This is a genomic window from Limnoglobus sp. (assembly GCF_059499385.1).
The window spans coordinates 119,095-131,773 of record NZ_JCABYM010000131.1; the positions used below are offsets into that span (position 1 = coordinate 119,095).

The 12,679-nt window shown below is 65.4% G+C and carries 14 protein-coding genes; 10 read left to right on the forward strand and 4 right to left on the reverse strand.

Translation table 11 applies throughout. The annotated features are described in order from the left end of the window. Positions 1-91: 91 nt before the first annotated feature. Positions 92-1,681: a hypothetical protein gene (locus tag AC5JJ2_RS23195; RefSeq protein ID WP_495860412.1), complete on the forward strand. Its 1,590-nt coding sequence runs from the start codon at positions 92-94 to the stop codon at positions 1,679-1,681. 4 nt (positions 1,682-1,685) lie between these two features. Here AC5JJ2_RS23195 and AC5JJ2_RS23200 read toward each other — a convergent pair whose 3' ends face one another. Further along, complete coding sequence (locus AC5JJ2_RS23200; RefSeq protein ID WP_495860413.1) at positions 1,686-2,219, reverse strand: hypothetical protein; 534 nt, start codon at positions 2,217-2,219, stop codon at positions 1,686-1,688. After that, the gene (locus tag AC5JJ2_RS23205; protein WP_495860414.1) at positions 2,212-2,919 is read right to left on the reverse strand and encodes a helix-turn-helix domain-containing protein; all 708 of its coding nucleotides are present in this window, start codon (positions 2,917-2,919) and stop codon (positions 2,212-2,214) included. The genes AC5JJ2_RS23200 and AC5JJ2_RS23205 overlap by 8 nt, the downstream gene beginning before the upstream one ends. A gap of 94 nt (positions 2,920-3,013) precedes the next feature. Here AC5JJ2_RS23205 and AC5JJ2_RS23210 point away from each other — a divergent pair, with 94 nt between their 5' ends. The 6 genes from AC5JJ2_RS23210 to AC5JJ2_RS23235 are packed head-to-tail and all read left to right on the forward strand — an operon-like array spanning position 3,014 to position 9,540. Continuing rightward, positions 3,014-4,237, forward strand: coding sequence for a hypothetical protein (locus tag AC5JJ2_RS23210; protein ID WP_495860415.1), 1,224 nt, complete (start codon positions 3,014-3,016; stop codon positions 4,235-4,237). Between the two features lie 2 nt (positions 4,238-4,239). Beyond that, positions 4,240-4,518, forward strand: coding sequence for a hypothetical protein (locus AC5JJ2_RS23215; RefSeq protein WP_495860416.1), 279 nt, complete (start codon positions 4,240-4,242; stop codon positions 4,516-4,518). Next, positions 4,515-6,293, forward strand: coding sequence for a relaxase domain-containing protein (locus tag AC5JJ2_RS23220; protein WP_495860417.1), 1,779 nt, complete (start codon positions 4,515-4,517; stop codon positions 6,291-6,293). The genes AC5JJ2_RS23215 and AC5JJ2_RS23220 overlap by 4 nt, the downstream gene beginning before the upstream one ends. 12 nt (positions 6,294-6,305) lie before the next feature. Then, positions 6,306-6,809 carry a hypothetical protein gene (locus AC5JJ2_RS23225; RefSeq protein ID WP_495860418.1) on the forward strand — a complete coding sequence of 168 codons (504 nt, stop codon included), beginning with the start codon at positions 6,306-6,308 and terminating at the stop codon, positions 6,807-6,809. Further along, the gene (locus AC5JJ2_RS23230) at positions 6,797-8,353 is read left to right on the forward strand and encodes a type IV secretory system conjugative DNA transfer family protein (RefSeq protein WP_495860419.1); all 1,557 of its coding nucleotides are present in this window, start codon (positions 6,797-6,799) and stop codon (positions 8,351-8,353) included. The genes AC5JJ2_RS23225 and AC5JJ2_RS23230 overlap by 13 nt, the downstream gene beginning before the upstream one ends. Further along, positions 8,350-9,540, forward strand: a complete 1,191-nt coding sequence (locus AC5JJ2_RS23235; RefSeq protein WP_495860420.1) for a hypothetical protein — start codon at positions 8,350-8,352, stop codon at positions 9,538-9,540. The genes AC5JJ2_RS23230 and AC5JJ2_RS23235 overlap by 4 nt, the downstream gene beginning before the upstream one ends. Positions 9,541-9,578: 38 nt before the next feature. Here AC5JJ2_RS23235 and AC5JJ2_RS23240 read toward each other — a convergent pair whose 3' ends face one another. Beyond that, positions 9,579-9,758 carry a hypothetical protein gene (locus AC5JJ2_RS23240; protein ID WP_495860421.1) on the reverse strand — a complete coding sequence of 60 codons (180 nt, stop codon included), beginning with the start codon at positions 9,756-9,758 and terminating at the stop codon, positions 9,579-9,581. Between the two features lie 5 nt (positions 9,759-9,763). On the opposite strand from AC5JJ2_RS23240, the gene AC5JJ2_RS23245 reads away from it, so the two are divergent. Beyond that, positions 9,764-10,462, forward strand: coding sequence for a DNA methyltransferase (locus tag AC5JJ2_RS23245; protein ID WP_495860422.1), 699 nt, complete (start codon positions 9,764-9,766; stop codon positions 10,460-10,462). An 11-nt stretch (positions 10,463-10,473) separates the two neighbouring features. After that, the gene (locus AC5JJ2_RS23250; protein WP_495860423.1) at positions 10,474-10,746 is read left to right on the forward strand and encodes a helix-turn-helix domain-containing protein; all 273 of its coding nucleotides are present in this window, start codon (positions 10,474-10,476) and stop codon (positions 10,744-10,746) included. Between the two features lie 78 nt (positions 10,747-10,824). On the opposite strand, the gene AC5JJ2_RS23255 is transcribed toward AC5JJ2_RS23250, so the two are convergent. Further along, positions 10,825-11,121 carry a hypothetical protein gene (locus AC5JJ2_RS23255; RefSeq protein WP_495860424.1) on the reverse strand — a complete coding sequence of 99 codons (297 nt, stop codon included), beginning with the start codon at positions 11,119-11,121 and terminating at the stop codon, positions 10,825-10,827. A 424-nt stretch (positions 11,122-11,545) separates the two neighbouring features. Between AC5JJ2_RS23255 and AC5JJ2_RS23260 the strand changes: the two genes are divergently transcribed. Then, the gene (locus AC5JJ2_RS23260; RefSeq protein ID WP_495860425.1) at positions 11,546-12,640 is read left to right on the forward strand and encodes a DNA/RNA non-specific endonuclease; all 1,095 of its coding nucleotides are present in this window, start codon (positions 11,546-11,548) and stop codon (positions 12,638-12,640) included. Positions 12,641-12,679: the final 39 nt, after the last annotated feature.

Consider the following 12,679-nt stretch of genomic DNA (forward strand, 5'->3'; position numbering starts at 1 on the left):
GCGGTGCATTGCCATGGAAGCCGCCGGGCCATCACCCGGCGGCTTCGCATTTTTTGGTAGGCTGAAGGCGACACGCGGGAAGCTACTCGCCATGAACCAGCCCGACTCCCATCGACCGCTCTCGGCGGGGCCGTACGCGCAGATTTACCCCGGCTCGTTTGTTGTCGAGTTCAACCTCAGCCGGCAGCAGATTCTCGACGTGAACGCCGGCAACCGGCTTCGTGATGCGTTGGAGCGATCGAAGGCCGCCGACCGGCGAAAAGAAACGTTCGCCGGCGTGCCGGAGGACGCCAAGCTCTTCCTCGCCGTTCGGGCGCACGAGCAAGATCACTTGAGGCGACTGCTTTCCACGACGTTCGGCTTCCTTTGCGACGCCCTGCGGAATCAGTGGATCACGCTGGCAAGCCGGTTGGTGGCGGACGCCGTGCGAACGGGCCGCGAACGGATCGCGCCGTTCGAGCTGCCCGTTGCCGCAAGGAGGCTCTCGTTTGCGGAGGCCCTCGCGGACTGCCGCAGACTTTCCGAAGACGGCCTTCATCTGGAATCGCTGGTTCGCGGCCATCACGACCTGTTGGAATCTCTCGTGGACGATTCCACGCCGTGCGAGTTTGCGTCGGCGATGTGGGCACTTGCCAACGGCAGTGTCGAAACGGCCCGGTCGCTCGCGAAGGGAATTAACGTCCACCGAGGGCTTTGTGCCGCGTACCCGATGGGCGACGCGAAGGGTCGCACGCTGGGGCTCACGGCGCGGCACGTCCTGGAGTACTTCGCCATCGGCGAACACGCCAACGGCCTGCTTCGCACCGGCACGGACCTCGGGGTCGTTGAGGACATGGTGCGGGGAAGCGGTCACGAGTACGCCACGTCGAAGCTCGCGTGGTACGGCGTGTTCCCGGAGCGGGAGTGGCCTGACGTGGCTTCACAAGAGAGGCACGAAGACGACCTGATCATCGACTGGTACCGGCTCTTCCCGTTCGAGCTGTCCGTCGCGGCGGACTTGGCGCTCTGGCCGCCGTTCTTCCCGAACGAGGACTTGTCGCTCGCAGGCGAACTCACGTGGGCTGACGTTCACCCGGGCCGGCGGTTCGTCAAGGTGATCGGGGCCATGCAGGAACTGGGAATCACGCCGACGGTCATTCCGGCCAAGCGCCGGAATGAAGTGTTCCTCGATGTTCAGGCAAGGATCTGTAATCGCCTCGGTTGGCCGACACCGGAGTACCTCGCTGGCGTCTGGTCGAAAGCATTGCTGCGACACGCTCAGGCCCGGTCCGCTCTTTGGCCCGCGCTCGACGGGCCGGTGGAATACCGAGTCGCCAACGCCCTTCGGTTGCTCCAAGCGCGCCTCGAACGACCGGCGGACTTGGTGCTGAACAACTTGGATTTCCAATCGCTGGGGATGGACGGCATACCCGGCTGGGCCTTCCCGGAACCGGGTGGTGCGCTTGCGATCGTGCCGATGAGCCGCTTGGAGGAAAGGGCACTCGTGCCGCTCGTCATGATCGAGGGCACACGCCTGCTTTCGACGGGCGGCAGCTACTTCTTCGGGAACGCCATCGATCCCCGCTTCCGTGCGGCCGCGGCCGGCGTCTTAGTTGAGTTGCTCGCCGCGGCCGGGCAGTGGGACGATTCCACACGGACCCGATTCGGGGTTGAAGCCAAGCGACTGTTTCGGACGGAGTAGCCCGTCAGCCCGGGTTCGGTGTCTTCAGGAAGTGAATGACGATCAGTGCCGTTGCGACGATCTGGTCCGGCTCGAAGTTAACAAACTCCGGACGGGATTGCAGAAACCGACTGACACCCTCGACGGCGCTCGCGCCGGTCACGTCGGCGGCGTTGATCGCTTCGAGAACGCTCTCCCCTTCCGCTCCGGCCGAACGACACGACGCGACGAACCGCTGAGTCGCCCACGACCCCAAAACTTGTTCGTCCGTGCCACCGGCGAGGCTGCCGCCGAGGGCGACCTTTCGCAGATCGCGGCCGGCGACGGCGAACCAGTCCGCCACGCCCTTGAGCTTGAGCGAGGCGAAGGCCGTGACAAAGGCCGTGTCTCCCGGCGGCTCGTTCAGCCAGTCGAAGTTACGCTCGAACGGGTCGTTCGCCGGGTCGAGGGGCGGTACTTCCGGGGCATTGAGCTTCTCGAAACCGCCGCTTCGGAACTCGGCGTCCATCGCGGCGAGGGTTTCCGGATCGAGAATGTGACGTGTGGCGTTCCTAGACATCTTCAATCCCCCACTTCCGGGTGCAGCCCATCGCGAACAGCGTGTAGGGCACGCCCCAACAAGCGAGCCACTCGTCGATTTCGCTGGGAAGCACCTCTCGACACCTCCCGGCAAAGTTCAAACTCCTTCCCACGTCCGCGTCGTACTCCTTTCGGAGCGTGGCGTTCAATCCCGCGGCCACGGCGCGCAACGCTTTCTCGCGGGTCGCCTTGTCAACAGCGGCCTCCGGCACCAACGCGTTGACGGCGGGGACGTGCATGGCTCGCAGGACCGATTTGAACACGAAGCGGTCCAACGCGCAACTCGGCGGCTCGTAGTAGTCCTCGGCGAGGCGCTCGTGCTGCCGCTGGACGGCGTGAAACAGGATGTCATTCTGCCCGCCGAGGTCCAAATCTTTCAGCTCGCGTTTCAGCACGAGCAACACGACCGCGAAGAACTTGTCGGCGGCGGGCGGGTGCGTGCCGCTCGTCCACCGCGAGACGGTGGATTGCGTGAGACCGAGCCGGTCGGCGAGTTCGATGTCGTCCAATCGTTGGCGTTCGGTCGAGGCGATCAGCCGTTCCCAATAGACGTGACTGATGGTCATGAAGAACTTGAAGCGAAACGTCTTGCTCGGGTACTCCTTGACGTTGACGCCGTGGGTCCGCAGTCGCCTTTCCGCTTCCCCCTGCCACTCGGACTGGATCGGTAAACCGCCCATGGGTCGGCCCCTCGCGGATCCATGCACGCCTGCATTCGGGGACGTGGCGGACCTCCCAAGCTGACTTCTGAAGTCCGGGCTTGGAGTCGATCGGGTGTATTACCTCGGCACCACCACGGGGAAAATCTATCGCGCGGGGCCTGAACTGGCCCGCGCCGGGGAAGGCGTCGTTTACACGGTCGATGGCGACAAGTCGATCCTGCTGAAGATACTGACGCGACCACTGACGCCACGCGAAGTCCAGAAGCTCCACGCACTCTCGGCACTGAAGGCCAAGCCGGAGCACGCGGCGATCCCGTTGGAGGTCGTCATCGACCCGTCAACGCAGACGCCCGCCGGCTTCACTCAGCCGTTCTTCGCCCCGACCATTTCCTTCTCCCGCGTCCTCGACTCGCACGGCCGTTCGGCCCAGAAGCTCCCGGACGACCTGGCTTTCCGGGTCAGGCTCTGCCGAATGCTCGCCGAAGCGTTCGCGCGGGTTCATGCGGTTCAACTGGTCGTCGGCGACGTTTCCGACGGCAACTTCCTCCTGGGCCGGGATTGGCTCGGGCGGGTTCGCGTGGTCCATGTCATCGACTGCAACTCGTTCCAAGTCACGCTGAGAACGAACCGCGGAAACGAGTTCTTCCCCTCGGGGGTCGCCACCGAGGAGTACGCGGCCCCCGAAGTCCAGCCGACGGATTGGGCGACGAGCCCGCGGACGGCTTACTCCGACAGCTTCGGCTTCGCGGTCCTCGCCTGGAAGGTCCTCTTCGGCGGCTCGCACCCGTTCGCGGTGGTCACGCCCCGCTCGGTCGATGTGCCCCCGATCGGCGAGCGGATCGAAAGGCGGCTGTTCCCCTTCTGTCCCGGCTCGCCGTTGCCTGCGAACTGGAAGGCCCCGGCGATCCGGCCGTCGCTCGCGGTCCTGCCCGTGGAAATCCGCGAACTCTTCTTTCGGGCGTTCTCGTCGGCCGACCCCCGGGACCGGGCGACCGCAACGGAGTGGCGCGAGGTCTTTCGGGCCTGGGAACTCGCCCTCACGCCCAGCTTGCCGTTTCGCGTCCTCGGCGCGTGGAACGGGTCCGTCGCGGATCGGGTCGCGGAAGCACTTTCCACGGTCAAGCCGTACCTCGGCCGCGCGTTGGGCTTCACCGCACTCGTGCTGTTGGCCGTGTTGACGACGCGATTCGACCCCGCGCCCGCCCCGGCCTCGAATTCACCGCCGCAACGCCTGCATACGGACCCGCCTCGCACAAAGCCGAATCGCCCTCGCGCCGTGGACCGCGAACTGTTTCCCGAACCGATCTGGCAACCCCCGCAACCCGAAAAGGAGTGATCATGGCGAAGCCCGTCAACAAGCCGTTCTCGACCCGCCTGCCCGACGACGTTCGCTCGTCGCTACGAATCCTCGCGGAATCAAAGGGGCTGACGGAATCCGACCTCGGGCGGATGTTCATCGTCGAGAAACTCGCGGAATCGAAGTCCGGCGATCCGCGTCAGGAGGCGCGGACGCTTGCCGCCTTGGTCATCGCGGCCCTCTCGGAAACCATCGACTTCGATCAAGCCCAGGAACTCGTTCGGCGGCACCTGGCGGATGAATCCCCGGTGGTGTCATGACCAAGATCGTCATCCAGGACCGGAGGTACTGGCTCCGCGACGAATTCTGGCAGGAAACCCGCGATTCGGGTTTCGAGGCCACGTTCGTCGAACTCAAGAACGGTCAGTTCGCGACGCGGGCTATTCGCCGCGAGGAATTCGCGGCCATGTTCTCGGGGCGGGTCGCGAATTGGGTCAAGTCCGAAGCCAAGTCGGTCTCGGTTTTCCGCGAAGCGCTCGGGCCTGGAGGCCGAGCCAAAGTCGGCCGGCTGTACCGGGAGGCGATCCAGGTCGGACTCGAAGCGGTCGCCCGCGAGTTCACGGCCCGCACAGGGGCGCAAGGCAAAGTACGGCTTCCCGCGGAAGCGAGCTTTGTGGTCGTCATCCACACGAGAGCGAAGGACGGCAGCCCCCAGCTTCACGCCCACGTCGCCGTTGTTGACCGCGTGCGCGTCCGAGGCCAGGAGAAGACCTACGCCACACACAAGCGGGAACTCTACCAGCTTCGGAAGCTTTTCTCGGCCGCGGTGTCGCACCACTTCGGCCATCGGCTGCTCGCGGAATTCGGCGTCCGCGTTCGGAAGACCGATCAGGGGATCACCCTGCCCGACGTGCCGAAGGAACTATGTGACCGGTCGTCGGTCCGGACGAAACAGATCGACAACTACATCAAGTCGCACGACCTGAAAAACACGCCGCTCTCCCGAAAGTACGCGGCCATCGTCACCCGGCGGGAAAACCGCGACCCGCTGGCCGGGCATGCGGCCTTCAACGAAGCGCTCGCTCGCTCGGGCTTCAAGGCGGAACGGATTTGCCACCGTGCCAAGTTGGACCAGTCCGCTGACGGGAACCGGCCAGGGATCGGCCGTGAGACTCGTCGCGTAGAACGGGTCGCGAAACGGCTGGCCGCCGAACGACGATCGATCACCCGCAACGACCTCCTCGCCCGCGCGCTGGAAACGGCCGAAGCGAATCATCCGGCCTCGCGGGTGAAACTCGCGACCGAGTCCGTGCTTCGTTCACCGAACAAAGCCGGGCTCCGCCACCGCACGAACGAACACGGCCGGTCGGTGTACGTCTCGCGGCGAGTGATCCGGCAATCGAAACGACTCGCCGAGAAGGTCGAGTTCGTCCTCTCGGCAAGGGCCCCACAGGTTCAGGAGCAAACTCGTCCGCAGAAGACGAAACGGGATGGCGGCAACGCCTCGCCACAATCCTTGCGGCAAACGGATCGGCAAGCTCGCGACGAACGAGCTTCGGAACGCACGACGGACCTTCGCCGGGTCGTGGAGAAGGCCCTCCTCGCCTATCGCGTGATCGGCGCGGTCGGCCACGTCGGAATCAAGGCGGCGGAAATCGCGGCGGAGCTTTACCAGGCCTGGGCGAAACCGGTCTGGCGCGTCCACGGCAACGGCCACAAGAACACGTCGGGGTCGGTCGCCAAGATGGTGCGCGACCTGAAGCCCCTCGGCGTGATCGAGTCGCACAAGGCCGCGATCGCGGCGATGCTCAAGCTCAACGGCACGCTCGATCAGAAGCTCCGCTACGGCGAGTACGTCTACCGCCAATCCCGTAAGGCCAAGTTCCGCATTCCTCGAAAGTGCCTCATCGTGATCCGCGATGCCGGGGCCGCCAATCCGAAGGATGTGAACTTCCTGCTCCGTAAGGCGGAGCAGGCCAAGGCCAAGACGATCTTCGTGGAACAGGAGCATTCGCGCTTCGCCCTCCTGCAAATGGCCAAGGCGATGAGGCCGGGCGAGCGCCGCCACTTCCAGTCCCAGGAAATGAAACGCTGAGGGAGGCACCCCATGCCGTGGTACGTCTGGATGGGCTTCTTGACCGTGCCGGTGATGGTGGGCGTCGGCTGCACGCTCGCCTCGAACAACGCAAACGATCCGAAGGGCATCAACACCGTGGCCGTCGCCGGCGGGGTCTGGCTCTTCGTCGCCTACCACTTGAAGAACCACTTGAGGGATCGGACGCCGAAACGCTGGGTGCGGTGGTGGGTGTCGCTCGCCGTCGTCCTTCCGTTGGCGACACTCTTCGTCCTTTCGCTCACCCACGACCGGGCCGTCCGCAAGATCGTCGATGCCCGCCTTGAAGCGGGTGCCACGCCCGATCCCAAGGGCCTCGCCGCCGCCGCCCCCGCGCGGCGCGCCCTCACTTGGTCGGAGACGAAGCAACTCCTTGCACGCGTGCATCCGCTCGCCATCGCCTTCGGCGCAAAACTATTCACGTCGATGCCGGTCGCATGGTGGTTCATCGCGTTCGGCGTGGGTGTCTGGAAGGGGGAGCGAAAGTGGAAGTCGTGATCATCGTCGGGGCACTGATCCTTCTCGCCGGCTGCTCGCGGAGCAAGTTCTGGAATCCGTTTCGCGGCGCGCCCGACGTGAAATCGACGGACGAAGCGAACGCCGTGAGCGACAAGCGGATGAGCCTGCTTCGCTCCGTCGGTCAGGTCTCGAACGGGCTCGCGGTTTCGTTCGGCCTGCTTCGCGTCCCGCTAGAAGTCCTCTCGAAGCCGACGGTATTGTTCGGCTTGCCGGGGACCGGCAAAACGTCGCTCATCAACATCGCGCTCAAAAGTCTCGTCGGCCTGTTCCGACTACAGGCGGGGCGGACGCGGTTTGTGTTTCTCGACGTGAAAAACGAACTCCCCCGGCGGCTACACGCGCTGCTCCCGGCGAATGTGCCGATCCACTACTTGAACCCGCTCGACGCCCGGTCGTCGGTTCTCGATTTTCCGAACACCTTCGCCACGCGGAGCGATCTTGATCAACTCGCCTACACCATCTGCCCGGCCGTCCCGGGCGATCAAACGCCCTACTTCCGCAACGCAGCCCGGCAGATCATCGCCCTCGTGGCGGCCGTGTTGCAAAAGCACCGCCCCAAGGCCACGCGAGCGTGGGGGCTGTTCGACCTCTGCGCGATCGTCTCGGACAAGCGGCTCTTGCGCCGCGTGATGTTCTGCGATTACGAGGCCCGGTCGTTCTACCGCAGCACGCTCGGCCCCAAGAACAAGGCGGCGGGCGACGTGTTCAGCACGCTCCGCTCGGTGATCCAACCGCTCGTCCCGGCGGCGCTCGTGGAACTGGAATCGCCGTCGCGGCTGAACCTCAAGGACTTCCTCCGCGACGACGGCGTGGCGGTCCTCGGCATCCCGCCGACGGGCTCGCAATCGGTGCTCCCGCTCTTCAACGTGTTCATCCGCCGCCTCATCGAGGAGGCCCAGGTCGGCAGCGGCCCCGAAGACCGCCTGTTCCTCGTCCTCGACGAAGTCGCCATGCTCGACCGCGCGGTGGTCGAGGCGATCGTCAACGCGACGTGCCTGGGCCGGTCGCACAACATCCACGTCCTCGCCGCGACGCAGAGCGTGGAACTCCTCGAGGCGAAGTTCGGGGCCGACCAGGCGCACGCCTACCTCGCGAGTTGTGCCACGACGGTCGCCTTCCGGTGTGCGTCGAGGAAAACGGCCGAGTACGTCGTCGGCCGCATGGGAAGCCAGGAAGGCATCGTGCTGCTCACGTCGTGGACCAGCGGCGGTCAGCATTCGAGCACGACGACGACCCAGCACTTGCAAGTCCGGGCCACGGTGCTGGCGGACGAGGTGCTCCACGCCCCGCTCGCCGATCCCGTCGCGGACACGATGACCTTCTGGACCGTTTGCCCGACGATCGGGAACGCGGTCGTCACGACGCCGTTCGTCGGCGAGACGACCGTCGAATCGGACCCGAACTACCCGAACATTTCCTCTCGCCCCGCGAGCGGCAATGGCCTGCGCCCGCTCACCACGTCCGACTGGGCGGCGCTCGGTCTTCCCCTGAACCGTCGGACAACCAAAAGGAATACGCCATGAAACGGCTGCCGTGCCTCGGCCTCTGCCTGGGCCTCCTGCCCTTCGCCGCGGGCTGCGTGGAAAGCGCGAACGCCACCGACGGGAACAAGGCGGACGAAAAGGCGAAGGCCGACCCGCCTCCCTCGGACGCGAAGAAGGCGAAGAGAACGCCGATGGAGTTCGGGGAACTCCCCGCGAACGACCCGCTGGTCGCCAACGCGATCCAGGCCCGCGAACAGGTCGCGGACCTCGAAGAGGAGCTGCTCCAGCAACTGGACGACCTCCGCGCGGCCCTCGCCGCGGCGAAGGCCGACCCGGACCGCCTCCGACAATCGGTGGACCTGTTCCTCGAGGTCACGAAGGCCATGCGGCAGAAGACGCTACTGGCGAACGAGGCGGTCAACGCCCTCGGAGAAAAGACGGCGGAGCTTTCGCGCTCGTCCCGGCACCTGGCCTCGTCCTACCGCGCGCTCGCGGACCTCTTCCGCAAGAAGGCCCGGGACTACTCAGAAAAGAAGCTCCGCGACCAACTGCTCGGCTTCGCCAAGGACTACGACGACGTGGCCGCGTCGATCCCGGAACACTGCAAGTCGCTCGACGCGATCCAGAAGAAGCTCCCCGCGCTCAAGCGGAAGGTGAAGGAAGTCAACCTGTTCCTGACCGACGCGGTGTCGTTCCTGAATTCGCACCCCGGCCTCGGTACCGACCCGCGCGAGAAGTACGCCCCGGACTTCGAGTCGTTCGCGGTCACGTTCACCGAATGGCTACGTGTTCTGGACGATCTCCGAAGCACCCTCCGGGAACGGGCGGTTTCGAAGGTGATTCGGGAATCGTACCGACAGGAAGTCGACGCATTCCAGAAGCTCGAAGCCGTCGAGCGTGAGGAACAAGCGCGGATCGAGCGGGCGAGGCAGGATGAAGTTGCCAAAGCGGAGCAAGCGAAGCGCGATGAAGAATCGCGGCTCGCCAAACTCGTGTCTCTCGAGCAAGAGAAACTCGCTCTGGAACGGGAACGCCTTGCGAAAGAACGAGGGGAACTCGCCCAGGAACGTGAACGGCTCGCCAAGGCGGAAACGAATCCGCCCGTTCCCAACGCCACGGTGATGCCGGTCACGTACACGCCCGCGATGTTCGTTCGACAGCCCTGCGTGTGCCCAACGGCGCGGCCCTGCCGCGTTCGCTTGTTCCCGCTGTTTCGGCGCGGCTGATCCCGGAGCGTGAACCCACCGTGGGAACGATCAATCTGCTACACGACGAATCGTGGCGGGCCGCCCGGCTCGTCGTGCGGCATTTTGAATCGCGGCTCGACGATGCGGAACTTGTCGATTCGTTCCATGTCGTTCGCGAAATCATCGCCGCAAGCCTCGAACGCTTCCACGAACGATGTGAACGAGAACGGCAACGGGTCGGAAAGGACGGCGGACACACGCGATGACTTTGCAACCGTACTACCACCGGCACGGCCTCTCGATCTTTCACGGCGACTGCCGGGACGTGTTGCCGACGCTGCCCGCCGCGTCGGTGGACTTCGTGCTGACCGACCCACCCTACCTCGTCCATTTCAAGGGCCGGTGGGACGGCGTTCAGCGCACGATCGTCGGCGACGACGACCCGTCGTGGCTCCGGCCCGCGTTCACGGAGGTCTGGCGGCTCCTCAAGCCGGATTCATTTTGTGTGTCCTTCTACGGGTGGCCCCACACGGACACGTTCCTCGGCGTCTGGAAGGCGATCGGCTTTCGCCCGGTCAGTCACCTGGCGTTCGTCAAGCGGCAATGGGGCCTCGGCCGGTTCACCCGCGGCACGCACGAAGCCGCCTACCTGCTGGCCAAGGGCAAGCCGCCGATCCCCGAGTCCGCGATCTCGGACGTCATCGACTGGCAGCGGGAGGACGTCGTGTTCCATCCGAACCAGAAGCCGGTTTCCACGCTGACGCCGCTCATCGATTGCTATTGCCCGTCGGGTGGCATTGTCCTCGACCCGTTCATGGGCAGCGGCAGCACCCTCCGTGCGGCGAAAGATCTCGGCCGTACCGCAATCGGGATTGAAATCGAACCGGACTACTGCCGCAAGGCCGCGGCTCGTCTCGCACAAGGTGTGTTCCCGCTGAACAACGACGCCGCAACGCGTTGAAAGGGTGAACCATGTCCGAAACCTTGCAGGAAGTCGTCGAGCGACTGACTCGAATCGAGAGCGTTCTGGAATCGTTGGTGAACGGCCGCGCGTGCAAGGAGTGGTTCTCGACGAAGGAAGTCGCGGACATTCTCGGCAAGGCCGAGTTCACCGTGCGCGAGTGGTGCCGCCTCGGTCGCGTCCACGCGAAGAAGCAGAACACCGGCCGCGGTCCGCACGCGGCCTGGGTGATCAGCCGGCAAGAAGTCCTTCGCATTGAACGCGAGGGACTACTGCCGGCGTAAATTCGTGCAAAAGCGAGACGTTTCTTTGCATCGCGACAAGAATGTAACAGTTTCCTCGGTCGAGGTGACGAATGGTACTTACTTCTTGTTCATGCACTTGGCCATCTCGCACTTCAGCTCGGCTCTGGGTTTGTTGAACCAGCCGCAGTAGTCCTTTCTCCGCTTCTTCAGCCGCGGGTCGAACCGGTCCGGGCGGTCGCCCACCCGGTGGTCGGCGATGGCGTCGAGGAGGTCGCAGTGCAGGCGGAGGCGGGCGGCCCCGGCGGCCACCCGGAGTTTCAGCATCGGCTGGAACGCCTCCAGCGTCTGCATCGCCCCGGTGAAGTTGACCGACCGCAGCGGGACGCCGCGCCCCGCCGCGGCCAGGGCCGTCACCGCGCGGACCAGGTTGTACGCTAGGGCGTGGTTCGCTCCCGAAAAAGTGCGGTTGGGCCGAAAAATGACCTGTTTAGGTCATGGAACGGCCCCGGCCGCTCGTGAGATACTTCCTTCAAGACAACTGTAACGGTCATTCCCGGCCCGTCAAGCGAATAAGGTCGGGAATGACCGTTGAGAATGTGACTGAATCCGATCGTCCGCCCGTCGTCAACCGAGGCCGCCTGTCGGCGCTTCACTCAGACCAGAGCGTGATCGATGAAGTTACGCACCGCGTGGTTGCTGCAAGGGGTCCGACTCGAAAGGCCATAGCCAACGGCCGGACAACGCCTCCAGTGCTGATAGGAAGGCCGGGGTCGAACGCACGGATCTGCATCACTCGAAGGACCGCCAACACCGTCATGTAGATCGTGAAAGGCACCTCATGCTCGTTACCCGCCGCCTGCCCCTTGCCGTACTCCTGTGCTCCGCGGCCGTCGCCGTGTGCGCCGCGGCGGAAACCGGGACGCCCTACCCCGCCGGGACGAAGGTCGAGGTGGCGACGCCCGCGGGGACGGTCACCGGCACGCTCCAAGACCGCACGACCGACGGGTGGATCCTGGTCCAGGAGGCGGGCCGGCAAAGTGCCACGGCCATCCCCGAACGGTCGGTCGGATTCCTCCGCGTCGGCAACCTCGCCGCGCCGGTTCGGCCCGCGGCCCCGACCGCGGCCGCACGCGCGGGTGACACGTCGGACCACTACCTGCACGGTCGACCGCGGGTCGTGGCGCGAGACCGCTTCGAGTTCCGGCCGAACCCCTCTGGACCCCTCGTGGAGGGGGTCACCGTCCTGCCGCGATTCGCGTTCACGGTCGGCCACTACGACCGCTTCAAGACGCCGGCCTGGGTCGCCATGCGGTGGACGAAGGAAGCCCTGGACGCCTCCGCCGCCGAGCCGAGCCACCCCCGGCCGTTCGAGGCGGACCCGGACCTCCCCCCGTACGCCCGGACGGGCAAGGACTACCAGCACGGTCGATTCGGATACCAGCGCGGCCACATGGCCCGGCACGAGGACTTGTCGGGGTTCCCCGACGGGGCGGACCGCCGCCGGGGGACGCGGGAGGGGAGCCTCATGTCGAACATCGTCCCCCAAAAGCAGAAGGGGCACGCGGTCTGGGGGAAGCTGGAGAACGAGCACCGAGAAATCGTGGGGAAACCGGCCTCGGGCATTCGCACCCTCTGGTTGATCTCCGGGCCGGTGTTCCAGAACGGGCAGGCGGTCGAGCGGATCGGCCCGGCCCAAGTGGGGGCACCGCACGCCGTGTACAAGGTCATCGCCTGGCACGGGCCGGGGCGAGCCCTGACGGCCCGCGGGTACGTCATCCACCAGGACGACACCGCCCGGGATTTGACCCGCTACCTGACGAAGATCGACGACATTGAGGCCACGACCGGGTTGGACTTCTTCCCCGACTTGGCCGACCCCGAGCAGGCCGCGCTGGAGGCGAAGGCGTTCACGACGCTTTGGGGTCCGAACTGATCTCCGCTGCCGGCTGAGGATCGGGCCACTCGTGGGCCG

Excerpts from the sequence above, each read along its gene's own strand:
- AC5JJ2_RS23215 (WP_495860416.1), top strand. The coding sequence starts at position 4,240 with ATGGCGAAGCCCGTCAACAAGCCGTTCTCGACCCGCCTGCCCGACGAC.
- AC5JJ2_RS23235 (WP_495860420.1), top strand. The coding sequence starts at position 8,350 with ATGAAACGGCTGCCGTGCCTCGGCCTCTGCCTGGGCCTCCTGCCCTTC.
- AC5JJ2_RS23260 (WP_495860425.1), top strand. The coding sequence starts at position 11,546 with ATGCTCGTTACCCGCCGCCTGCCCCTTGCCGTACTCCTGTGCTCCGCG.
- AC5JJ2_RS23195 (WP_495860412.1), top strand. The coding sequence starts at position 92 with ATGAACCAGCCCGACTCCCATCGACCGCTCTCGGCGGGGCCGTACGCG.
- AC5JJ2_RS23245 (WP_495860422.1), top strand. The coding sequence starts at position 9,764 with ATGACTTTGCAACCGTACTACCACCGGCACGGCCTCTCGATCTTTCAC.
- AC5JJ2_RS23200 (WP_495860413.1), bottom strand. The coding sequence starts at position 2,219 with ATGTCTAGGAACGCCACACGTCACATTCTCGATCCGGAAACCCTCGCC.
- AC5JJ2_RS23225 (WP_495860418.1), top strand. The coding sequence starts at position 6,306 with ATGCCGTGGTACGTCTGGATGGGCTTCTTGACCGTGCCGGTGATGGTG.
- AC5JJ2_RS23220 (WP_495860417.1), top strand. The coding sequence starts at position 4,515 with ATGACCAAGATCGTCATCCAGGACCGGAGGTACTGGCTCCGCGACGAA.
- AC5JJ2_RS23250 (WP_495860423.1), top strand. The coding sequence starts at position 10,474 with ATGTCCGAAACCTTGCAGGAAGTCGTCGAGCGACTGACTCGAATCGAG.
- AC5JJ2_RS23205 (WP_495860414.1), bottom strand. The coding sequence starts at position 2,919 with ATGGGCGGTTTACCGATCCAGTCCGAGTGGCAGGGGGAAGCGGAAAGG.